Raw genomic sequence first — 21,364 nt, forward strand, 5'->3', positions numbered from 1 at the left:
CCGCCAGGGCTGGCGGCTGGTAAACTCGGGGCCCAGCGACCCACGACGAGTGACGAGTAGAGAAGCCATGAAGACCATCGGAGCGCACGTCAGTGCCGCAGGCGGCGTCGACCAGGCGGTGATCCGCGCCACCGAGATCGGCGCCAACGCCTTTGCCCTGTTCACCAAGAACCAGCGTCAGTGGCAAGCCAAGCCGCTGGAGGCGAAGACCATCGAGGCGTTCAAGCGCGCCTGTGACACCCACGGCTTCGGCCCCGGCCAGATCCTGCCCCACGACAGTTACCTGATCAATCTGGGCCACCCCGAGCCGGAGGGCCTGGCCAAGTCCCGCGCGGCCTTTCTCGACGAGTGTCAGCGCTGCGAGCAACTGGGGCTCGAGCTACTGAACTTTCATCCCGGCAGCCATCTCAACAAGATCAGCGAGAGCGACTGCCTGGCGCGGATCGCCGAGTCGATCAACCAGACCCACGCGGCCACCGAGTTCGTCGTCGCGGTGATCGAGAACACCGCCGGCCAGGGCACCAACCTGGGCTTTCGCTTCGAGCATATGGCCGAGATCATCGACCAGGTCGAGGACAAGTCGCGGGTCGGTGTCTGCATCGACACCTGCCACGCCTTCGCCGCCGGCTACGAGCTACGCAGCGCCGCCGACGCCACCGCCATGCTCGATACCTTCGAGCGCGTGGTGGGGCTGCGCTATCTGCGCGGCATGCATCTCAACGACGCCAAGAGCGCCTTCAATAGCCGCGTCGACCGCCACCACAGCCTGGGCCAGGGCAATATCGGCAGCGAGGGCTTCACCGCCCTGATGCGCGACCCACGCACCGACGATATCCCGCTGATCCTGGAGACCATCGAGCCGGCGATCTGGCCCCAGGAGATCCAGTGGCTGCGCGACCAGCAGCTCGGCACCTGACACCTGACGTCTACAGCGAACGCCCACCTCTGACATTCATAGCTTGCGCGGCGGCTCGGACGCCGCGCCTCGGAACAGGACAACGACCCCATGGATGGATTCTTTCACTGGCTCGGCGATGCCATCGGTCGCGTCATTCGCACCGTCGTCGGCCTGCTCGACAGTGTGTTCGGCGGCCTGTGGCGCGCGATGGACGGCTTCGTCGACGGCCTCACCCAGGCGCTGGGTATCAGCGACTCGCTGTTCAGCCTCGGCGTGCTGGTGATCGGCTTGCTGCTGCTGATCAGCGGCGTGCGCGCCCTGCTGCGCGGCGGCGTGGTCGGCGGTGTGATCGGCCTGCTGCTGGGGCTGCTGGTGCTGGGCTGGCTGATCCAGTAGGACAGGCGTCGGCATCATCCTGCTGCCGGCGTGCCCGATCCTGTGACGCTTCAGGGTACGGCTTGTCAGCCCGCCCTTCCTCTACCACCTTGAGAGTCCGGATACACGAGGCGGCGCCCGCGGGCGCCGCAGGACCGACAAGGAGGCGTCGAGCATGACCCAGTCAATGAAGTCATCCCACGAAGGTGTCGATCTCTACAACCAGTTCATCGACGGCGAATGGACCACCGGCGGCGGCGAGCGCCTGGACGTGCTCAACCCGGCCACCGGGGAGATCATCGCCCGTGTCTCCCTGGCCGACGAGGCCCTGGCCAACCGCGCCCTGGAGGCCGCCCAGCGCGCCTTCCCGGCATGGTCGCGCAAGACCGCGGTGGAGCGCGCCGATCACCTCTACCGGCTGGTCGAGCTGATTCTCGAACAGCGCCAGCGTCTGGCGAGGCTGATCACCACCGAGCAGGGCAAGCCGCTGGACGAGGCCGATGCCGATGTCGGCATGTGCGCCAACCTGATCCGCTTCGCCGCCGAGAACACCCGCCGGCTGGAGGGCGATATCATCCCGGCGGACGACCCCGACGAGCAGATCTGGATTCAGAAGGTGCCCCACGGCGTGGTGGTCGGTATCACCGCCTGGAACTTCCCCGCCGCGCTGATCGGGCGCAAGCTCGGCCCGGCGCTGGCCGCGGGCAACACCATCGTGCTCAAGCCCTCGGAAGAGACCCCGCTGACCGCGCTCGAGATCGTCGAGCTGGCGCGCCAGGCGGGCATTCCCCCGGGGGTGGTCAATCTGGTCAATGGCAGCGGGCGCGATATCGGCAATCAGCTGATCACCAGCCCGATCACCCAGCTAGTGAGCATGACCGGCAGCGTGCGCGGGGGCCGCGAGATCAACAAGGCCGCCGCCGAGCATCTCAAGATCGTGCGCCTGGAACTGGGCGGCAAGGCGCCCTTCATCGTGCTCGACGACGCCGATCTCGACCCGGCGGTGGATGCCGCCATCGCCTCGCGCTTCGACAACTGCGGCCAGGTGTGTACCTGCAACGAGCGCATGTACGTCCAGTCCGGCATCTACGACCGCTTCCTCGAACGCTTCAAGCAGCGCGTCGAAGCGCTCAAGGTGGGCAACCCGCTGACCGACGAAGACGTCGACATGGGGCCCAAGATCAACGCCGCCGAACTCGACAAGATCCACGCCATGGTCGAGCAGGCCCAGCGTGACGGCGCACAGCTGCTCACCGGCGGCAAGCGGCTGAGCGGTGGCGACTACGACAAGGGCAACTACTACGCCCCGACCATTCTCACCGGCGTCGACAACGATATGCAGATCATGAAGGAGGAGATCTTCGGACCCGTGGTGCCGATCATGAAGATCGACGACTTCGAACAGGCGATGGCCTACGCCAACGCCTCCGAGTACGGCCTCTCGGCCTATGTGTTCACCCAGAACGTGCGTCATCTGATGGCGCTGACCCGGGAGCTCGACTTCGGCGAGATCTACGTCAACCGCGGGGCCGGCGAATCCGTCCAGGGCTTCCACAAGGGCTACCGCAACAGCGGGCTCGGCGGCGAGGATGGCAAGTACGGGCTGGAGGCCTACGTCAAGAGCAAGACGATGTACGTGCATTACGCCTGACACCACGCCGATCTGAACGAACTGCCCGCGTTCTACCGACTCTTCCCATACCGGGCCGCCAGTGGCGGCCCGTTGTCGTCAAGCTTCGTGCGAAAACTGCCTGCACTCGCCGACTTTTCGTACAAACCCTGGTGGCTATTGCCCACTCAACGATGGCAACACATGGTCACGGTAGAGCCATAGGATGAACACCCCGGCGAATACCATGACGAGTGCTACCGCCAGCAGGATCGAACCCGTCGCCAGAAACCCCGCCGTCGTGCTCACGATCAATCCGCCCAGCGGCTGGGTCAGATTGTTGAGCATCACCACCAGTCCCGTCGTCTTGCCGAAGTCTTCCGAGGGAATCACCCGACGGCGCAGGCTGCGAATCGATACGCTGAACATCTTGTCGAAACCGATCACCAGCAAAAATCCGAGCGCGTAGAGCGATGAGATCGTCGTTACGCTCGCCATCAGTCCGCCCAGCGCCATCGCCGCATAGGCCAGCAACCCCAGCCGGTCCGGTGGCATCAGCGATCTTGCCGTGAACAGCAACACCAACACCGTGGCCAGCGCACCGCCGGCCTGCAACACGCCATAATAGATTTCGCCATGGTGTTGAACGCCGGTGACTACGGCAGGCGCCGTGGCCAGTAGTGTCCCCAGCAGCAGATTGACAGCCATTGCCAGGCCGACCGAGGCCGGCAGCGCGGGGCTCACGCGGAGATGACGGCCCGCGATCAGCAGCGACCGACACCCGTTGGCGGCGTTCGGCCGCGGCGTCGGCAACTCGGGCCTGGCCAGGCGTTGCCAGCCCCAGACCGCGAGATCGCTGAGCGCGAACGCGAGCGCGATCAGCAACACCACCGCCTCCCACTCGAGCCGCGCCAGCAGCGCCGCCGCCAACAGCGGCCCAAGCACCGTCCCCACCTGGTCGAATAATTGCGCGTGGGAGACGAGCCGCTCGTAGCGAGTTCCACCGAAGGCCTGCACCAACAGCATCTCTCGCGCCATCACGCCTTGGGTCGACAATACGCCGACCAGCGCCGACAGGCCGATCAACCATGCCACATGGGGTATCACCAGATAGCCCAGGATCGCCGCGATGCACGTTGCCATGCGCCAGCGCTGGCTAGATCGCAGCAACAGATCGTTGCGGTGACGGTCGCAAAGCTGACCGCACAGCGGAAAAGCCAGAAACCGTGGCAGGGTCTCGAAGAAGAACGCCAGCCCCGACCACGCGACACTGCCGGTCAACCGATAGATCACCAGCGGCACCAGGAACAGCAGCATCTGGTCCGCCAGCCGTGACAACAGCAGCGAAACAAAGAACTGACGATTGGGCGATCTCATCCGTCGAACGCTTCCCGAGGCCCGGTTAACGGCGCCAGGCACCAAGCACCAAGTCGCACGCTAGGTGCGACCCGGCCCGACCGATCGACGGCCGTCTTCAGGCGTCAGCCAGCGCGCGCTCGACCATCTCGTAGACATTGGGCGAGAGCTTCTCGCCACGGATGCGCTCGAGCTCGGCCTTCATCAGCGCCTGGCGCGCCTCGTCGAAACGCTGCCAGCGGGTCAGCGGGGTGATGATGCGCGCTGCGATCTCCGGATTGAGACGGTTCAGCTCGATCACCACGTCCGCCAGCAGTCGATAGCCCTGACCGTCAAGACGGTGGAAGTTGACCCGGTTCTGGGCGAAGGCGCCGATCAGTGCACGCACCTTGTTGGGGTTCTTGAGCGAGAACGCCGGATGCTCCATCAAAAAGCGCACGCGCTCGATCACGTCCGGCTGGGGCCGGGTGACCTGGATGGTGAACCACTGGTCCATCACCAGCGGGTCGTGGGCCCACTGCTCGCCGAACGCCTTGAGCGCCGGCTCGGCCAGGTCGCTGCGATCGCTGTGGGCGAGCAGCGTCAGCGCAGCGCGCACGTCGGTCATGTTGCCGCCCTCTGCGAACTGCGCCTGGGTCAGGGCGATCGCCTCATCGTCGGCGATGCTCATCAGATAGGCCAGCGCGACGTTCTTGAGCTTGCGCCGACCGATCTGCTCGGGCGTCGGCGCATAGGGCTCGTCGGTCTGGTTATCGCGGTAGACCGCGAGGAAGGCATCGCGCAGCGCCCAGGCCAGCGACTGACGCACGAACTCGCGCGCGGCGTGGATGGCGTCGACATCGACCACCGGCTGCTGCTCGGCGATATAGGCCTCCGAGGGCAGCGTCAGCATCTCTGCCAGCACCGCCTGGTCGTCACCGGGCTCGTCGAGCAGGCTGCGATAGGCCTCGACCAGGCGCACATCCATGACCTTCTCGACCCCGTTGCGGTGCGCAGCAATGAGGTCGTCCAGCGCCAGCATGGTCAGGCGCTGACCGGCATCCCAGCGGTTGAAGCCATCGCTGTCATGGGTCAGCAGGAAGGCCAGCTCCTCGCGCGAATAGGGGTAGCGCAGCTTCACCGGCGCCGAGAAACCGCGCAGCAACGACGGTACCGGCGCCTCCTCGACATCCTGGAAGACGAAGGTCTGCTCCGCCTCGCGCAGGTGGATCACCGCATCCTTGCCCAGGGTCTCGCTGCCGCCCTTTCCATCGGCGAGCTTGAGGGTCAGATCGTGACCCGACTTGGTTCCCACCAGGCCCAGCCGGATCGGCACGTGGAGCGGCAGCTTCTCGCTCTGCCCCGGGGTTGCCGGGGTGCGCTGGGAGAGGCGCAGATGGTACTCGCCGGTGGCGTAGTCGTACTCGCCGTGGGCGTCGATCTCCGGCGTGCCGGCCTGGGCGTACCAGCGCATGAACTGGTCGAGGTCGAGCCCCGAGACCTCCGCCATGCAGGCGACGAAGTCCTCGATACGTACCGCCTGGCCATCGAAGCGCGCGAAGTAGAGATCGCTGCCGCGGCGGAAATCCTCCCAACCGAGCAGATGGCGCAGCATGCGCACCACCTCGGCGCCCTTCTCGTAAATGGTCAGGGTGTAGAAGTTGGAGATCTCGATGTAGTGGTCCGGGCGCACCGGGTGGGCGGTGGGGCCGGCATCCTCGGCGAACTGGGCGGTGCGGAAGAAGGAGACGTCTTCGATACGCTTGACCGGGGCCGAGTTGACGTCGGCGGAGAAGGTCTGATCGCGGAAGACGGTGAAGCCCTCCTTGAGCGAGAGCTGGAACCAGTCGCGGCAGGTCACCCGGTTACCCGACCAGTTATGGAAGTACTCGTGGGCGACGATCCCCTCGACCCGCTGGAAGGCAGCATCGGTGGCGGTCTGCGGATGGGTCAGCACCGCCGCCGAGTTGAAGATGTTGAGCCCCTTGTTCTCCATCGCGCCCATGTTGAAGTCATTGACGGCAACGATCATGAAGCGGTCGAGGTCGTACTCGCGGCCGTAGGTCTCCTCGTCCCAGCGCATCGAGCGCTTGAGCGACGCCATGGCATGGTCGGTCTTGTCGAGATTCTCCGGCTCGACCCAGATCTGCAGCAGCACCTCGCGGCCACTCTGGGTGGTGAAGTGATCCTCGACCTTCTCCAGGCTGCCGGCGACCAGCGCGAACAGATAGCTCGGCTTGGGGTGCGGGTCCTCCCAGGTGACGAAGTGCCGGCCATTGGGCAGCTCGCCCTGCTCCACCGGATTGCCGTTGGAGAGCAGCACCGGCAGCGATTCGCGGTCACCGATCAGCGTGGTCGAGAAGGTCGCCATCACGTCGGGGCGGTCGGGGTAGAAGGTGATACGGCGAAAGCCTTCCGGCTCGCACTGGGTGCAGTACATGCCGTTGGAGCGGTAGAGCCCTTCCAGCGCGGTGTTGGCATCCGGCGATATCTCCACCTCGGTATCCAGGCGGAAGCGCTCGGGCACCCGGGCGATGGTGAGACGGTGGGCATCGGCCTCGAACTCGCCAGCGTCGAGGGGCTGACCGTCGATGGCGACCTGCTTCAGCGTCAGGCCCTCGCCGTCGAGCACCAGCGGCAGCCCCGCCTCGCGCTCGGGGTGGCGCTCCAGATGCAAGCATGCCTTCACTCGCGTCGCCGTCGGGTCGAGATCGAAGCTGAGCTCGGTGTGGGTCACGCGATACGCCGGCGGCAGATAATCCTTGAGATAGGTCGCTTGCATCTCAGACATGGCAACGCTCCTGGTCGAAAAAGGCAATCCGTGAACCGATGTCGCAAATTCACATCGGCCGGGATGACATGAGACGAAAAAATGAACGGGCCCTGCACGGAAAGTCGACGGTGCCGCCGCTTCCGCGCATGGCCGGAGGGCACGCGACCCAGCACCAAACCCGGGTCGCGCCCCGGACTGGCCCCATTCTAACCAGTTGGACGCAGCGATATCGAATCAGTGCCGCCGTTAGCGGCGTTCGGAGACCGACTTCTCCTCCCACAGCTCGCGCACCGGGCACTGCAGGCTCGGCAACGGGCGCGTGACGATCCACGCCGCCAACGCCGCCAGGCCCAGGATCAACCCAACCTTCAGTGCCAGCAGCGAGACCGTGAAGGCGATGATCACGCAGGAGACCGCCAGCATGATCACGGCCATGATCTTGGCGTGCTTGGGAATGGCGCGCTCGCGCTCCCACGAGAGGATTGGCGGGCCGAAGCGCGGGTGGTGACGGATCCAGTCGGCGAACCGCGGCGAGCCCTTGGAGGCGAGCCAGACCGCGGCCAGCATGAAGCAGGTGGTGGGCATGACCGGCAGGAACAGCCCGATGACGCCGAGCGCAAAGCTGATGGCGGCAAGAGTGACGAAAATGGCGTTGCGCATGCCGGACATCCCCAGGGTCGGCGAACTCGGGGCCTCGGGACCAGGTGGGAAGCGTCGCCTTGCGAAGGCAGCACACATCCGCGGACCGAGGCCGATCGATACCTAGTGTAAACCAGGCCGCCCGACTCGCTCCAATCCACCCCCATGGAAAACACCAATGTGGCTGATAGCGCCGAGCGAGGGGCAGGCCGTCGACGGCGCCAGGATCGCTGCTGACGTCGCGATGAGAGAGGCGCCGCGATCAATGATGACCACGCGGAAACAGGCCATTGGCCCAGCGACGGCTAGTGCCAGCGGCGTATCGGCGTAGGCTGCAAGGAGGTATCGACCCCCATGCCACATCCCGCCCCGAGAGGAGCCCGCAGATGACCGCCGCCCCGATTCTCTATCTCTCCCACGGCGCCCCGGATCTGGCGCTGAGCGACCACCCCGCGCGGGATTTTCTGCGTGCCCTGGGCCAGCGCCTGCCGCGCCCGCGTGGCGCGTTGGTGATCTCCGCCCACTTCGAGACGCCCACGCTCACCCTGGGTACGGCGCCGACACCCGCCACCTGGCACGACTTCCACGGCTTTCCCGCCGAACTCTACGCGGTGCGCTATCCCGCCCGCGGGCTGCCGCAGGTCGCCACGGCGATCGCCGAGACGCTGGGCACCGCGGGCCACCCGGTTGCGCTCGACCCCGCCCGGCCGCTCGACCACGGTATCTGGTCGCCGCTGTCGCTGCTGTGGCCGGACGCCGACGTGGCGCTGATCCCGGTCAGCGTGCCGCTGGCCGTGGACACCCGGACCCAGCTCGCCCTGGGGGCGGCACTCGCCCGCGCCGCTGCCGACCACGACCTGATACTGATCGGCTCCGGCGCCGCCACCCACAACCTGGGCGACAGGCACCCGCGCCACGACACCCCGGACGCCTGGGCGCGCGACTTCCAGACCTGGGTGCTCGACGTCGCCGCCCGCGGCGACCTGGCGAGCCTCGCCCGCTGGCGCGAGCAAGCGCCGAACGCACGTCACGCCCACCCGACGCCCGAACACTTCCTGCCACTGCTGATGTGTCTCGGCGCCGCCGAGGGTCGGGGGCTCACAAAGCTGCACGACAGTTTCATGTACGGCAATCTGAGCATGCTGGCACTGGGTAACGGCGCCCTCACCGAGATGGCAGAGACCCCGTGAGCGGCGCAGGCAGGCGTCAGGTCAGCGCTGCGCTCAGTCGCGGAAGTTGTTGTACTGCAGCGCCAGATCCGGGCCGCTCTCGCCCTTGAGCAGGGCGATGGCCTGCTGCAGGTCGTCGCGCTTCTTGCCGCTGACGCGCACCTTGTCGCCCTGAATCGCCGCCTGCACCTTGAGTTTGGCATCCTTGAGCTGCTTGACGATCGCCTTGGCGTCGGCCTGCTCCAGCCCCTGCTTGAGCTTGATCTGCTGGCGCGCCTTGACCCCCGAGGTCTGGGCCTCTTCGACCTCCATGCAGCGCGGATCGATGCCGCGGGCGATCAGCTTCGCGCGCAGCACGTCGATCATCTGCTGCAGCTGGAACTCGGCGTCCGCTTCCAGCGAGACGGTCTCCCCCTCGAGGGTGAAGCTGGCATCGACGCCGCGGAAGTCGAAGCGGGTCTGGATTTCACGGTTGGCCTGATCGACCGCGTTGGTCGCTTCGTGACGGTCGAACTCGGAAACGATATCGAAAGACGGCATAGCTACTCCTCACCAGAAAAAGACGGCGTGCGGTGACACACCGGTGGTCATCAGGTCTGCGACTCGGCGGCGCTGGCCGGCGGCGCGAGATCCTTGTCCATGCGCCAGGCGGCACAGCCGTCGGCGTAATAGTCGTCGATCCAGCGATGGGCCATGAATCCCATGCGCCGGTAGAGCCCCATGGCGACCCGGTTGTCCGCGCGCACCTCCAGCACCAGGCGCGTGCATTCGCGCTCGCGGGCGGCGGCCTCGAGTGCCGTGAGCAGCTCGCGGCCGAGGCCACTGCCGCGCGCCTCGGGGTCGACACAGAAGGAGTAAAGTCGCGCCATATGGCTGTTGCGCCGGAACAGTAGCGTGCCGTAGCCGATCACCTGCTCGGACTCGCTCACCGCGAGCAGCGAGAGGGCGTTGGCCCGGGTCAGCAGATGGGCGAGCTGGCGGCGACTGAAACGGTCGCCCTCGAAGCAGCGCTCTTCCAGCTGGAACAGCGCATCGCGATCGGTGGCACGCCCGGGGCGGAGGGTGCGAAGCATGATGACACTCGAGTCGAAGAGAATAGGCGAACCTGGCGGAACGCGTTGGCGCTCACGCGACGGGCGACCCCGAAGCGCGGCGACGCTATGATGAAATTATTTCACGCCGGCAACGACTTGTCGCCGTTACTCGCGCATCGCATGCTGAGCGCCCACCCGCGGCTCCGACGCCGCCGGCCAGTGTCGCCCGGCCTCATCCTGCCCTCCAGTCACCGAGGAGTTTCCGATTCATGTCACGCCTGCGCATCGTCGTCGACCGGCTGGCCGACTGGCAGCCCTACTACCCTTCCGAGGATCTGATCAGCGCCGAGGACTTCCTCGCCCTGGATGCGGCCGCCAGCGCGGACGACGCCACGCACGTGATCAATCTGTGCGCCAATCTCGACTATCTCGAGACCGGCTACTACGTATCACTGCTGGCCCAGGCCCGGGACCAACGGGTGCTGCCCAGCGTCGAGACGCTCAACCAGCTCTCGCGCAAGGCGCTAATCGACATGCAGCTGGCCGCCCTCGACCCGCTGCTGGCGGAGCTCGACAAGCGCGGTGCCCTGGCCGGCGACAGCCTGACCCTGCGCGTCTTCTTCGGTGAGTGTCAGACCCCGGAGCTGGCGCGTCTGGCGCGACGGCTGTTCGAGCGCCTGCCCCACCCGCTGCTGGAGGCGCGCTTCGACAAGCGCCACGGCAGCTGGCGCCTGGCGCGACTCAAGCCGCTGGCGCTGACCGCGCTCAAGAGCGGCGAAGAGGATACCTTCGCCAGCGCCCTCAACCGCCACTCGACCAAAGTGTGGCGCACGCCGCGGGCACGCCGTCGCTATCGCTTCGATCTGGCCATCCTGGTCGATCCGCAGGAGCAGCTACCGCCCAGCAACCGCGGCGCGATCAAGCGCTTCATTCGCGCCGGCCGCCGCCTGGGTATCGATGTCAGCCTGATCACCCACCGCGATGCCGGACGCCTGGCGGAATTCGACGCCCTGTTCATCCGCGAGACCACGCGGCTCGACCACCACACCTACCGCATGGCCAAGAAGGCCGAGCACGAGGGCCTGGTGGTGATCGACGACCCGCAGTCGATCCTGCGCTGCACCAACAAGATCTATCTGCACGCCCTGCTCGGCACCCACAAGATCCCGGCGCCACGGGGTCAGCTGCTGCACCGCAGCGATCTGGGACGCCTCGACGACAAGCTCGCCAACCTGAGCTATCCGCTGGTGCTCAAGGTGCCGGACGGCGCCTTCTCCAAGGGTGTGGTCAAGATTCGCTCACGCGAGGAGCTGGCCGCGGAAGCCCCGCGCCTGTTCGCCTCCTCGGCGCTGCTGCTGCTGCAGGAGTGGCTGCCCACGGAGTTCGACTGGCGCATCGGCGTGCTCGACGGCCAGGTGCTGTTCGCCAGCCGCTACTACATGGCGCGCGGCCACTGGCAGATCTACGACCACTCCAGCGGCAAGACCCGCAGCGGCGGCTTCACCACCCACGACCCGTCGGAGGTACCCGCTGCGGTGGTCAAGGCGGCGCTGCGCGCCACCAAGCTGATCGGCGACGGCCTCTACGGTGTCGATCTCAAGCAGATCGGCGATCGCGTGGTGGTGATCGAGGTCAACGACAACCCCAACCTGGATGTCGGGGTCGAGGATGTGGTGCTCAAGGATGCGCTCTACGAGCGGGTGATGGCGGTCTTTCTGCAACGCATGGAGCGGCAGCTCGAGCACCGGCCGCGGCGCTGAGCGCGGCCGGCTCGTTGTTTCAGAATGCGTTTACAGATTCGACGACCGCAGCCGTTTCTGTAAACGCCCGCTCAGGCGGCTTCCACGGTGACCTGGTAGCCGGAAAACTTGCGCAGATTGATGACGCCGCTGTCGAGCATCAGATACTGCCCCTTGATGCCGGTCAGGGTGCCCTCGACCAGCGCCTGCTTGTCGAAGTTGAACGACTGGATCTTGCGCGGCCAGCTCAGCACCGGATAGTCGATCGAGACCACCCCGGGGGTGTCCAGGGCGCGGATCGCCTCGGCGCCGTGGGTCGCGCGCAGGGCATCGAGCCCCGGGGCCACCGCGGCCATCAGACGGTCGCGTTCGGCCACCAGGTCGAGCGGTTCGACCTCGCCCTTGAGCATGGCGCGCCAGTTGGTGCGGTCTGAGACATGGGCCTTGAACAGCGTCTCCACCAGCCCCGACTGCTGGCGCGTGGCCACCTCGAGGATCGGCAGCGCCTGGATCGCGCCCTGATCGAGCCAGCGCGTCGGGGTATTGGTTGCTCGGGTGATACCGACCTTGAGCCCGGAAGCGTTGGCCAGATAGACGATATGCGGGCGGAAGCAGTGCTGCTCGCCCCACTCGGGCTCGCGACAGGTGCCCTGGAAGTAGTGACAGGTCTCCGGGCGCACCAGGCAGAGATCGCACTGGGCGAGCGTGCTGAAACAGGGGTAACAGTAGCCCTGGCCGAAGCTCTTGCGGGTGTGCCGGCCACAGTGGACGCAGTGGATCGCCCCGGCGTAGTGCAGCCGCAGGCGCTGGCCCAGCCGCGCGTTGAGCGCCAGCCCCGTCTCGCCGGCACGCAGGCGATAGTCGGCAAGCCCCGACTCGGGCAGCCGCGCGTCCAGCTTGCGCAGTTGCCCGCTGACCCGGGCGTCGCCCTCGGCGAGGATCAGTTGATCCATTTGAGCGCCGCTTCCTCGGCCGTATCGTGGCCGCCGGAGGCGCACTCGTTACGCTCCAGATAGCCCACGCGCTGCGCTTCGGGCACCGCATGGATCACCTCGTACTTGATCACCGCCTCCAGGCACAGCTCGGTCTGCTCGGCGCTGAGCATGCGGCCATCGGGCCACTTGCGCAGCTGGATCGCCTGCTTGAAGTTCTCGTACATCTCGGGGGTCATCTGCGCGACCATGCGGTCGAAGTTCATCTCGCTCATCTCTGCCTCGTCTTGGCGCCTCACGCCGGTCTCGTTGCGCCTATCTCTCGACGTCTATCTCTCGACGCCTGTCTCTATATCGGGGTGGCTGATTCACGCCCGCCCCAGGCCCGATACCGAGCCCGGGCGGCTCACGCCGCCCGCATCAGCCGGTGCGGCGCATCAGCCGTGCGGCGGCCACGGCCATCAAGAGCCCCGCCAGCAGCCCGCCCAGGTGGGCCTCGTTGGCGACGTTACCGAAGCCGATCGCGTCGGCCAGTCCGGTCATGGTAAAGACCATCCAGCCGAGCATGAAGACCACCAGCATCTGCGGTACGAAGTAGCCGCGCTCGGGACGCAGGCGCGACATCAGCCAGACGTAGCCGAGCAGCGCATAGTCGACCCCGGACATGCCGCCGAACAGCAACGTGCCGGTAAAGTACTGGGCCAGGTTGGAGACCACCGCCGCGATCACCACGATCAGCGCCAGCCAGCGCGAGCCCTGGAGCGCCTCGACCTGACGCCCGAAATACCACAGCCATAGCATGTTGAAGATCAGATGCATCCAGCTAAAGTGCAGCAGCGCCGGGGTTACCAGGCGCCAGATCTGCCCGCCGGCGAGGGCATCGCCCAGGCTGCCGGCGACCAGACCCTGGGCCGAGGGGTGCACCGGCACGATGATCAGCGCGCGCAGAATGGCGTCGCCGAACACGCTCATGCCGAGAAAGATCGCCACGCACAGCGCGATCAGCCCCGCCGCCAGCGGCGCCTGTCCGAACGCCTGGCCAGTGACGCTGGGGCGCCGACGGCGTGGCGCGGCAGCGGCTGCGGCGAGATCGCCACGCTGCCAGCGCTCGATCAGCCGCACCGCCTCGTCGCGCTGCTCGGGATCGGCCAGCCACAGGATCTGCTGATCCTCCTGCTGGGTGAAGCGGTGCCCGATATGCTGCTGCCACAGCGCCTGACGCAGCGCACGCGTATCCAGGTCGCCGGGCATGGCGAGAAGTCTGTACATGCAACCTTCCGAACCACGGGTGGGAGGAGTGACACATCGTGCCCCAGGGCCGGCGTGTAACGCCATTCTACCCTGCCCGAGATGATCTGGGGATGAATGCCGCCGCAGTCGACGTCCGGGGGCACGCAGCGCGAGGTGTGGTGCAGGACAAGCCGGGTGCACAAGAAACTTGGCGCCCAAAAAGAAAAATCCGGCGGGAGGGCCGCCGGATAAGAGCAAGGGATCATTCAAGGGAACACTGACTCAGAGTGGCATGGCGCGCAGGAGTTCCCGGGGTGCGGCAAAAAAATGCGATTTTTTTCCAGCGACAGCGCGTACACACCGAAAACCCCAGAAAAATCAGTCACCCGGCGCCGGAAAAAAATCGCAGATCACTGGGGCGTACTGCCACGTAAAGCCAGATCCCTAATCGGCGATGCCCTCACGCGCCACATCCACCCACACGAAACGATCGGCATCGAGCCGCTGCTCGCCATCCCAGCGGTAGGCCACCAGCCGCCCGTACTTCACCGCGCTGTAGTCGAGACAGGCGATGTTGGCCCGCGGCAGCGCCGGCACCCCCTTGCACCAGTAGTGGCCGACGAACAGCGGCGGCGCCGACTCCGGGTACCAGGTCAGGCGCTCGCGCTCGGCGTCGCTGAGGGCGCGATCCTCGAGCCCGTCGGGCAGGTTGTCCGGCTGGAACACCACGTCGCCATAGGTGGCCGGCTCACGACACCAGAAATGGGTGCGGAAAACGCGCCGGGTGAAGCCGTCCCCCGAACGGATCTCCACCCCCGGCGGCAGCGGCATCTGGGTACCGCGGGTGAGCCGGTCCATCACCCGCTGGGCGAAGGTGCCGGGCTGGGTCGACTCGATCAGGAAGTCGCGATCGATACGCCCGTCCGGGCAGCGCGCCAGAAAGGCGTCGATCAGCGCTTCATCCCAGCAGGCGTGCACCACGCGCATGCCGTCGAGTTCGAGACACAGCGGCATGTCGAGAAACCACTCGAGGCAGCGCTCCCACTCCAGCGGATGCTGATGGTACTGGGCCAGGGTGCGCTCGATGATGCGATTGTTGCGCGGCGAGTGCGGGCGCAGCCACGCCTGGGCACTCCCCGCCGGCGCCGGATGGCAGTAGGCCAGCGCGTTGTACTCGTGATTACCCATCACGATGTGTGCCTCGCCGGCGTCGACCATGCGCCTGGCCACCGATACCGCCAGCCGGATCCGCGGCCCGCGGTCGATCAGATCACCCAGGAAGACCACCCGACGGCGTGGATGGCGGTAGACGCCGTCGGTCTCGCGGTAACCCAGCTTCTCCAGCAATCGCACCAGCGTGCGTCCGCAGCCATGCACGTCGCCGATCAGGTCGTAGCCGTCCACCGCCTCGCCCAGCGCCATGTCAGTCTCCCAGCCTGCTGCTCCAGCCCAGCTTCGAGCGGCACGCCTCGAAGAAGCTGTGCCCGCGCGGATGGATCAGGGTCAGGCGCTCGGCCTTGCGGCGCACATAGAGAACGTCACCCGGCTTGCACACCACGCGGGTCTGGCCGTCGCAGCTGACATGCGGGTAGGCCTGGTTGATGTCGCCGATGTGCACGCGGATTTCGCTCGCCGCGTCGATCACGATCGGCCGGCTCGACAGCGTGTGCGGGAACATCGGCACCAGGGTGATTGCTTCCAGCCCCGGGTGGACGATGGGGCCGCCGCCGGAGAGCGCATAGGCGGTGGAGCCGGTGGGCGTGGCCATGATCAGGCCGTCGGAGCGCTGGGAATAGACGAAGCGATCGTCGATGAACAGCTCGAACTCGATCATCCGCGCCGCCTTGCCCGGATGCACCACCACGTCGTTGAGACTGGTGCCAGCGCCGATCAGGCGCTCGCCGCGATAGAGCTCGGCGTCGAGCAGAAAGCGCCGCTCGCTGTCGTACTGGCCGTCGAGCACTTCGGCCACCTTCTGTTCGACCTCGTCGGGAGAGATATCGGTGAGAAAGCCCAGCCGCCCGCGGTTGATACCGAGTACCGGCGTGGCGCTGGTGCACAGCGCCCGGGCCGCCCCCAGCAGGCTACCGTCGCCGCCGACCACGATCACCAGGTCGCACAGGGTGCCCAGCTCGCGCCGCCGCGCCTCGCGCTGGCCGTGGGCTTCCAGCAGTGCCGCCGTGCGATCTTCGATCACGATCTCGCAGCCGCGGCGCTCGAGAAAGATCAGCAGACGCTTGAGGGTCTCGACGACCTTGTCGCTGCCCAGGCGGCCGATCAGGCCGATGGTGTTGAACGCACTCATGCAACGGATCTCTGACGGCGTATCGGCCGGCCATTATGGGGGCTGCCCGAATAGGCAGCAAACCGCGCGCCGCTCGGGTGCCGTCAACCCGGCCACGTGCGTAAAAAAACGAACATGGCGCGGCTCGACACGCTAAAATTGCCTACCCTGTCGACAGGGACCACCACGCCTATCGACGGGGTACCGTCCCCACAAGGGAATACCGCAAGGGAAATCCGCAGAGGGAACACCTCAGGGAAGGCAGGGCGCGTTCCGTCATCGCCTTTAGCGGTGCGTCGCCACGCTCAGCGGCCACGCCGCCATTCGGCGAGATGCGCCTGACTTCGCCATACAGGGAGATAGGGCAACATGCCATCATCGCAATCCAAACCACTCGGCGCCATCGTGCTGCTGCTGGCCGCGCTCGTCGGCGCAGCCGTCGCCGGTTACGCCTATGTCACCCCGCTGACCGGCGTCAACGGCTCGCTCGGCGCACTGGTCGTCATCTTCGCCTGCCTCGCGCTGGCGCTGATGGCGCTGATCCTGATGCCGCTGAAGCATCGCGGCGGGCGCATCTTCTGGCGTCTGCTGGCACTCGTCGGGCTGATCGGCACCGGCTTCGCCGGCCTGCTGCTGCACCAGTGGGGCATCGCCGCCGCCATGGTGCTGGGCCTGATCGGACTGATCCTCGATCTGCGCCGCCCCACCGCCAACCGCCGCGTCGCACACGCTTGAGGAGCCGTCACATGCCGACTTTCGGAATCACCCCACAACGCCTCGGCACGGCGACCGCTCTGGCCCTGATACTGGCGCCAATGCCGCTGCTGGCACAGGACGCCGACAGCGTTCAGGCCCCCGCGAGCCAAACCCAGGACGCCGCCCAGAGCCAGGATAGCGCCCAGGCCCGGGCAGCGAACCAGAGCCAGGACACGGCCCAGGCCCAGCGCGCCGATGTTCCGCTGGTCCCGACCCAGCCGACCTGGAACACCTTCCACGGCCAGAACAACGCCCAGAAGTACAGCCCGCTCGACCAGATCAACGTCGACAATGTCGGCCAGCTGGAGAAGGTCTGGGAAGTGCACACCGGCGATGTCTCAGACGGCACCGGCGACATCCCCGCCACGGTGTGGTCGGCGACCCCGATCTTCGCCAACGACACCCTGTATATCGGTACGCCCTTCTACCGCCTGCTGGCGCTGGACCCGGCCACCGGCGAGCAGAAATGGAGCTTCGATACCCACTCCAAGCTCGAAGCGCTGACCCAGCCGGTACTCAAGAACCGCGGCGTGGCCTACTGGGAAGCCAAGGATCCAGAGCCCGGCCAGGCGTGCCAGAAGATCGTCTACATGGGCACCATGGACGCACAGCTGTTCGCGCTCGACGCCGACACCGGCAAGCCGTGCCAGGACTTCGCCGACAACGGCGTGCTCGACGTCAACCAGTGGAACACCACCCACGCCAAGTGGCCGCTGTCGATCCTGCAGCCGCCGACCGTGGTCGGCGACCACCTGATCTTCGGCTGGGCCGGCAAGGACTGGGCCTTCGAGACCGCACCGCCGGGCACCGTGTTCTCGATCGACGCGCGCACCGGCAAGCGTGAGTGGACCTTCGAGGCGCTGTCGCCGGAGATGCGCGAGAAGAGCGGCACCGCCAACGTCTGGACCCAGATGTCGGTGGACGAAGCCAACGGCCTGATCTATCTCCCGGTCTCCTCGCCGTCGCCCAACTACTGGGGTGGCAACCGCACCGAGTCGGCGCCGCTGGCGACCTCGACCACGGCGCTAGACGTCGACACCGGCAAGGTCGTGTGGTCGCGCCAGTGGGTGCATCACGATGTCTGGGACTACGACATCAACGCCGCGCCCACGCTGATGGACATCACCGTCGACGGCAAGCAGATTCCGGCGCTGATCCAGGCCACCAAGATGGGCTTTTTGTTCGTGGTCAATCGCCTGACCGGCGAGGACGTATGGCCGATAGAGGAGCGCCCGGTACCCCAGGGCGACGGTTCGGTGAAGGGCGAAGTCTACGCCAAGACCCAGCCGTTCCCGACCAAGCCGGCACCGCTGCTCGACCAGTCGAAGAAACCCAAGATCTGGGAACTCGCCGACATGGTGGGTGGCGGCCAGTGCTCGCGGCTGTGGGACGACCTCTACTACGAAGGCATGTACACCCCGCCGACCACGCAAGGCGAAGGCACCCTGGCCTACCCGGATAGCGCCGGTGGCGTGCAGTGGGGCGGCGTCGCCTTCGATCCGCAGAGCCAGACCGCGATCGTCAACGTCTCGCACATCGTGCAGACGATCAAACTCTACGATCGCGAGGCCTACGAGAAGGCGGACAGCGGCTCCGGCAACGAGAGCGGATTCTCGCCGCAGGAGGGCGCGCCCTACGGCATGCGTCTGAACGTCGCCAGCAACTGGCTCGGCATGCCGTGCTGGGAGCCGCCGTTCGGTGAACTGGTGGCGCTGGACATGCACACCGGCGACGTCAAGTGGCGGCGTCCGGTCGGCGCCTCGCAGCAGTACGGCTTCTTCATGCCGGAGCGCTGGGGTTCGCCGACCATAGGCGGACCGGCAGTCACCGCCGGCGGGCTGATCTTCATCGGCGCCTCGATGGATGCCAAGCTGCGCGCCTACTCGCTGGAGAGCGGCGAGGAGCTGTGGTCCGACCAGGCCCAGGCACCCGCCGTCGCCAACCCGGCGGTGTATGAGTACAAGGGGCGTGAATACGTCGCCTTCATCGCCGGTGGCAACACCATCCTCAAGGATCAGGTGGGCGACCAGGTCGTGGTCTATGCGCTGCCGCAGGACAAGCAGTAAGCGTTAGCCACACCGCAGTAATACGGGGGAGCGCAATGCTCCCCCTTTTTTTGTGTGCACCTTCCTTCGAGCCGCCCTCGGCGTCCAAAATCGCTCCTCCCCCTTCCTTATTACGCATATTTATCAAGCACTATCCAACTCTACGCTGGCTGTATACCCAGCAATATAAACGACATCGTGATAAGCAACATCCTGGCCTAGCCAGCCCCCGGTTTCATAAGAGGGCGCTTACAAGTGCGACAAACGAGCCCGGCGGCTCATCATCAACAGCAAGAGAAAGATGACGGCCTTGGGAACGGTGATGCACCAGCTGATCCACATCGCTTACAGAACCCTCGAGACATAAACCGAATATCGGCTATAAACCACCTGATGGGGTATTTGTGAACGGTTAAGAGAGATGCTATCTTGTGGTCAATGAGAAGAGCTGGCATCTAAGCAGCTGAGCAATAGCATTTGCTTTTGATATAACACACCTGATAAGTAAGGAGCTAATGATGAGTGAATGCAGTCGTCCTGAGTTAATTGTACAACGTCAGCTGGATGCCTATAACGCCCATGACCATGAAGCCTGGCTCAATACTTATGCCGAGGACGCGCAACAGTTTGAGTATCCATCAACATTGTTGGCGGACGGCCTTGATGCCATCAGAAAGCGTAGCATTAGCCGCTTTCAGGATCCCGTCTTGCATGCGAGCTTACTGCAGCGCAGTGTCATGGGAAATATGGTTATTGACTTCGAAGAGGTAAGAATGACCTTTCCTGAGGGTACGGGCCGGATAGAAATGACCGCTATTTACCAAGTAGACGAAGGGAAAATAAAAACCGCTTCCTTTGTTTTTGGAAAAAAGACACTAGACACTGATATTACATAGACCAGGATTGTTCTAGGTCATGTCTTGCGCAAATCTTGTTCGAAAAAATATCTACAAGTTAGTCTATGAACCCCGAATGGCCTACAGCACGCAAGGATTACCCAGAATAGCTGGCCCGCAGCTTTCGCACCATGATATGCCTGGCGTGCATAAGCTGCTGCCCACGAGCTGACTTTCCGTACAGCCCTTAACATGCCCGCCGCCCCCTCCCTTCGTCGCATCGTAAAAATCAGAACACCCCTCGACTTTCATTAGAGCACCCTCTGTTCCGATACTCGATCGGGCGTCTGCGGCACTCCTGACTGGGCAGTGCGCGGATGCGCCCCATCCAATAACAACGAGGTCGCGGCCATGTCTCTCCACCGACTGCTCGACTGGCGCCTGCATCTGATCGTGGTCATCGTGTCCCTGATCAGCGAGGCGATCGGTATTCTCAAGATTCCGCTGGGTCCCGGCACCCTGCTGCTGCTACCGCTGTTCTACGCCTTCATCCTCGGCGTGCTGCTCAACCCGCATCTGTTCAGCGCCACCCGACGCTACGTGCCGGAGCGCGTCAGTCAGGCGGCCACGCCGCTGATCCTGATCTCGATCATGCCGTTCATCGCACGCTTCGGTTCCACCATCGGCCCGGCGATCGACCAGATCATCAGCGCCGGCCCGGCGCTGATCCTGCAGGAGCTGGGCAACCTCGGCACCATGCTGGTGGCACTGCCGGTGGCGGTCGTGGTGCTGAAGATGGGTCGCGAAGCGGTGGGCGCCACCTACTCGATCGCGCGCGAGCCGAATATCGCCATCATCTCCGACAAGTACGGCCTCAAAGGGCCGGAAGGCGTCGGCGTGATGGGGGTCTATGTGGTCGGCACCATGTTCGGCACCCTGTGGTTCGCGCTGATGGCCGGCTATCTCGCCTCGCTCGGCGTGTTCGACCCGCGCGCTCTGGCCATGGCCTGTGGGGTCGGCAGCGGCAGCATGGTCGCGGCCTGCTCCGGCGCCCTCGCCGGTGCTCTGCCGGGGATGGCCGACGACCTGCTCGCCTTCGCCGGGGCCAGCAATCTGCTGACCTACGCCACCGGGCTCTACGTCTCGCTGTTCATCGCCCTGCCGGTGGCGGAGTGGCTCTATCGGCGCCTGGCAGGCAAGCGCCGCGGCGCCACTGAGGCGACCCCGGATGCCGCGCTGGCCGCTACCGAGGTCGCCCCCGACGAACGCCCCGAGCAGCACCTGGGCAAGACCGCTGCGGTACTGGCAGCAGCCTGTGCAGTGGGCTGGATCGCCAACACCGTCAACGGCAGTTCGCTGCTGACCGCGCTGCCGGGCATGACGATCCTCTACCTGATGACCCTGATCGGCCTGGTGCTGACCCGTATCGTGCCCTTCTATCTGCCTGGCGTGGCCTGGGTCTCGCTGGTCAGCATCGTGATGACGCTGCCCTTCTTCCCCGGCAGCGCCTGGATCGTCGAGCGCCTGGCGGCGGTCAACTTCCTCGCCATCGTCACCCCGGTATTGGCGTATGCCGGCCTGGCCCTGAGCCGGCGCGAATTCAGCATGTTCCGGCGCACCGGCTGGAAGCTGATCGTGGTTTCGCTGCTGGTCTTCACCGGCACCTACGTCGGCTCCGCGGTCGTCGCGCAAGTGCTGCTCTGAGCCACG

General features: G+C 65.7%; 19 protein-coding genes. 9 read left to right on the forward strand and 10 right to left on the reverse strand.

Annotated features, from left to right (window positions below; genetic code table 11):
* The first annotated feature begins 67 nt into the window (after positions 1 to 67).
* The 3 genes from nfo (at position 68) to aldA (ending at position 2,924) form a co-directional block, all read left to right on the forward strand.
* Positions 68 to 916, forward strand: a complete 849-nt coding sequence (nfo, locus tag ABV408_RS12050) for a deoxyribonuclease IV (RefSeq protein ID WP_353979195.1) — start codon at positions 68 to 70, stop codon at positions 914 to 916.
* A 90-nt stretch (positions 917 to 1,006) separates the two neighbouring features.
* The gene (locus tag ABV408_RS12055; RefSeq protein ID WP_353979196.1) at positions 1,007 to 1,294 is read left to right on the forward strand and encodes a hypothetical protein; all 288 of its coding nucleotides are present in this window, start codon (positions 1,007 to 1,009) and stop codon (positions 1,292 to 1,294) included.
* A 154-nt stretch (positions 1,295 to 1,448) separates the two neighbouring features.
* The gene (gene aldA, locus ABV408_RS12060; RefSeq protein ID WP_353979197.1) at positions 1,449 to 2,924 is read left to right on the forward strand and encodes an aldehyde dehydrogenase; all 1,476 of its coding nucleotides are present in this window, start codon (positions 1,449 to 1,451) and stop codon (positions 2,922 to 2,924) included.
* Positions 2,925 to 3,059: 135 nt separating this feature from the next.
* Here the strand turns inward: aldA and ABV408_RS12065 are convergent, their stop codons facing one another.
* From ABV408_RS12065 to ABV408_RS12075, 3 genes are all read right to left on the reverse strand, one after another.
* Positions 3,060 to 4,259, reverse strand: coding sequence for an MFS transporter (locus ABV408_RS12065; RefSeq protein ID WP_353979198.1), 1,200 nt, complete (start codon positions 4,257 to 4,259; stop codon positions 3,060 to 3,062).
* A 97-nt stretch (positions 4,260 to 4,356) separates the two neighbouring features.
* Entirely contained in the window at positions 4,357 to 7,008 is a 2,652-nt protein-coding gene (gene pepN, locus ABV408_RS12070) for an aminopeptidase N (protein ID WP_353979199.1), read from the reverse strand.
* A gap of 228 nt (positions 7,009 to 7,236) precedes the next feature.
* Positions 7,237 to 7,650, reverse strand: a complete 414-nt coding sequence (locus tag ABV408_RS12075) for a YbaN family protein (protein ID WP_353979200.1) — start codon at positions 7,648 to 7,650, stop codon at positions 7,237 to 7,239.
* 365 nt (positions 7,651 to 8,015) lie between these two features.
* Between ABV408_RS12075 and ABV408_RS12080 the strand changes: the two genes are divergently transcribed.
* Entirely contained in the window at positions 8,016 to 8,819 is an 804-nt protein-coding gene (locus ABV408_RS12080; RefSeq protein ID WP_353979201.1) for a class III extradiol ring-cleavage dioxygenase, read from the forward strand.
* Positions 8,820 to 8,852: 33 nt separating this feature from the next.
* On the opposite strand, the gene ABV408_RS12085 is transcribed toward ABV408_RS12080, so the two are convergent.
* Entirely contained in the window at positions 8,853 to 9,338 is a 486-nt protein-coding gene (locus tag ABV408_RS12085; protein WP_353979202.1) for a YajQ family cyclic di-GMP-binding protein, read from the reverse strand.
* A gap of 50 nt (positions 9,339 to 9,388) precedes the next feature.
* Positions 9,389 to 9,871, reverse strand: a complete 483-nt coding sequence (locus ABV408_RS12090; RefSeq protein ID WP_353979203.1) for an N-acetyltransferase — start codon at positions 9,869 to 9,871, stop codon at positions 9,389 to 9,391.
* A gap of 230 nt (positions 9,872 to 10,101) precedes the next feature.
* Between ABV408_RS12090 and ABV408_RS12095 the strand changes: the two genes are divergently transcribed.
* Positions 10,102 to 11,592, forward strand: coding sequence for a RimK family protein (locus ABV408_RS12095; protein WP_353979204.1), 1,491 nt, complete (start codon positions 10,102 to 10,104; stop codon positions 11,590 to 11,592).
* Positions 11,593 to 11,663: 71 nt separating this feature from the next.
* Here ABV408_RS12095 and ABV408_RS12100 read toward each other — a convergent pair whose 3' ends face one another.
* From ABV408_RS12100 to ABV408_RS12120, 5 genes are all read right to left on the reverse strand, one after another.
* Positions 11,664 to 12,524, reverse strand: coding sequence for a DUF2797 domain-containing protein (locus ABV408_RS12100; RefSeq protein WP_353979205.1), 861 nt, complete (start codon positions 12,522 to 12,524; stop codon positions 11,664 to 11,666).
* Entirely contained in the window at positions 12,512 to 12,778 is a 267-nt protein-coding gene (locus ABV408_RS12105; protein WP_353979206.1) for a DUF1315 family protein, read from the reverse strand. Before ABV408_RS12105 ends, ABV408_RS12100 begins: the two co-directional genes overlap by 13 nt.
* Before the next feature lie 145 nt (positions 12,779 to 12,923).
* Positions 12,924 to 13,772, reverse strand: coding sequence for a rhomboid family intramembrane serine protease (locus tag ABV408_RS12110; protein ID WP_353979207.1), 849 nt, complete (start codon positions 13,770 to 13,772; stop codon positions 12,924 to 12,926).
* Positions 13,773 to 14,177: 405 nt separating this feature from the next.
* Positions 14,178 to 15,155 (reverse strand): metallophosphoesterase, encoded by a 978-nt coding sequence (locus tag ABV408_RS12115; protein WP_353979208.1) that lies wholly within the window; start codon positions 15,153 to 15,155, stop codon positions 14,178 to 14,180.
* 1 nt (position 15,156) lies between these two features.
* Complete coding sequence (locus ABV408_RS12120; protein WP_353979209.1) at positions 15,157 to 16,038, reverse strand: NAD(+) kinase; 882 nt, start codon at positions 16,036 to 16,038, stop codon at positions 15,157 to 15,159.
* 348 nt (positions 16,039 to 16,386) lie between these two features.
* Between ABV408_RS12120 and ABV408_RS12125 the strand changes: the two genes are divergently transcribed.
* The 4 genes from ABV408_RS12125 (at position 16,387) to ABV408_RS12140 (ending at position 21,358) form a co-directional block, all read left to right on the forward strand.
* Positions 16,387 to 16,752 carry a hypothetical protein gene (locus ABV408_RS12125; protein WP_035471134.1) on the forward strand — a complete coding sequence of 122 codons (366 nt, stop codon included), beginning with the start codon at positions 16,387 to 16,389 and terminating at the stop codon, positions 16,750 to 16,752.
* 11 nt (positions 16,753 to 16,763) lie between these two features.
* A complete protein-coding gene (locus tag ABV408_RS12130) occupies positions 16,764 to 18,839 on the forward strand; it encodes a pyrroloquinoline quinone-dependent dehydrogenase (RefSeq protein WP_353979210.1) in 2,076 nt (691 codons plus the stop codon).
* Between the two features lie 497 nt (positions 18,840 to 19,336).
* Positions 19,337 to 19,714 (forward strand): nuclear transport factor 2 family protein, encoded by a 378-nt coding sequence (locus ABV408_RS12135; RefSeq protein WP_353979211.1) that lies wholly within the window; start codon positions 19,337 to 19,339, stop codon positions 19,712 to 19,714.
* A gap of 351 nt (positions 19,715 to 20,065) precedes the next feature.
* Complete coding sequence (locus ABV408_RS12140; RefSeq protein ID WP_353979212.1) at positions 20,066 to 21,358, forward strand: DUF3100 domain-containing protein; 1,293 nt, start codon at positions 20,066 to 20,068, stop codon at positions 21,356 to 21,358.
* The last annotated feature ends 6 nt before the right edge of the window (positions 21,359 to 21,364 follow it).

This window comes from Salinicola endophyticus (assembly GCF_040536835.1).
GTDB classification, from domain to species: Bacteria; Pseudomonadota; Gammaproteobacteria; order Pseudomonadales; family Halomonadaceae; genus Salinicola; species Salinicola endophyticus_A.

Excerpts from the sequence above, each read along its gene's own strand:
- nfo (WP_353979195.1), top strand. The coding sequence starts at position 68 with ATGAAGACCATCGGAGCGCACGTCAGTGCCGCAGGCGGCGTCGACCAG.
- ABV408_RS12055 (WP_353979196.1), top strand. The coding sequence starts at position 1,007 with ATGGATGGATTCTTTCACTGGCTCGGCGATGCCATCGGTCGCGTCATT.
- aldA (WP_353979197.1), top strand. The coding sequence starts at position 1,449 with ATGACCCAGTCAATGAAGTCATCCCACGAAGGTGTCGATCTCTACAAC.
- ABV408_RS12065 (WP_353979198.1), bottom strand. The coding sequence starts at position 4,259 with ATGAGATCGCCCAATCGTCAGTTCTTTGTTTCGCTGCTGTTGTCACGG.
- pepN (WP_353979199.1), bottom strand. The coding sequence starts at position 7,008 with ATGTCTGAGATGCAAGCGACCTATCTCAAGGATTATCTGCCGCCGGCG.
- ABV408_RS12075 (WP_353979200.1), bottom strand. The coding sequence starts at position 7,650 with ATGCGCAACGCCATTTTCGTCACTCTTGCCGCCATCAGCTTTGCGCTC.
- ABV408_RS12080 (WP_353979201.1), top strand. The coding sequence starts at position 8,016 with ATGACCGCCGCCCCGATTCTCTATCTCTCCCACGGCGCCCCGGATCTG.
- ABV408_RS12085 (WP_353979202.1), bottom strand. The coding sequence starts at position 9,338 with ATGCCGTCTTTCGATATCGTTTCCGAGTTCGACCGTCACGAAGCGACC.
- ABV408_RS12090 (WP_353979203.1), bottom strand. The coding sequence starts at position 9,871 with ATGCTTCGCACCCTCCGCCCCGGGCGTGCCACCGATCGCGATGCGCTG.
- ABV408_RS12095 (WP_353979204.1), top strand. The coding sequence starts at position 10,102 with ATGTCACGCCTGCGCATCGTCGTCGACCGGCTGGCCGACTGGCAGCCC.
- ABV408_RS12100 (WP_353979205.1), bottom strand. The coding sequence starts at position 12,524 with ATGGATCAACTGATCCTCGCCGAGGGCGACGCCCGGGTCAGCGGGCAA.
- ABV408_RS12105 (WP_353979206.1), bottom strand. The coding sequence starts at position 12,778 with ATGAGCGAGATGAACTTCGACCGCATGGTCGCGCAGATGACCCCCGAG.
- ABV408_RS12110 (WP_353979207.1), bottom strand. The coding sequence starts at position 13,772 with ATGTACAGACTTCTCGCCATGCCCGGCGACCTGGATACGCGTGCGCTG.
- ABV408_RS12115 (WP_353979208.1), bottom strand. The coding sequence starts at position 15,155 with ATGGCGCTGGGCGAGGCGGTGGACGGCTACGACCTGATCGGCGACGTG.
- ABV408_RS12120 (WP_353979209.1), bottom strand. The coding sequence starts at position 16,038 with ATGAGTGCGTTCAACACCATCGGCCTGATCGGCCGCCTGGGCAGCGAC.
- ABV408_RS12125 (WP_035471134.1), top strand. The coding sequence starts at position 16,387 with ATGCCATCATCGCAATCCAAACCACTCGGCGCCATCGTGCTGCTGCTG.
- ABV408_RS12130 (WP_353979210.1), top strand. The coding sequence starts at position 16,764 with ATGCCGACTTTCGGAATCACCCCACAACGCCTCGGCACGGCGACCGCT.
- ABV408_RS12135 (WP_353979211.1), top strand. The coding sequence starts at position 19,337 with ATGAGTGAATGCAGTCGTCCTGAGTTAATTGTACAACGTCAGCTGGAT.
- ABV408_RS12140 (WP_353979212.1), top strand. The coding sequence starts at position 20,066 with ATGTCTCTCCACCGACTGCTCGACTGGCGCCTGCATCTGATCGTGGTC.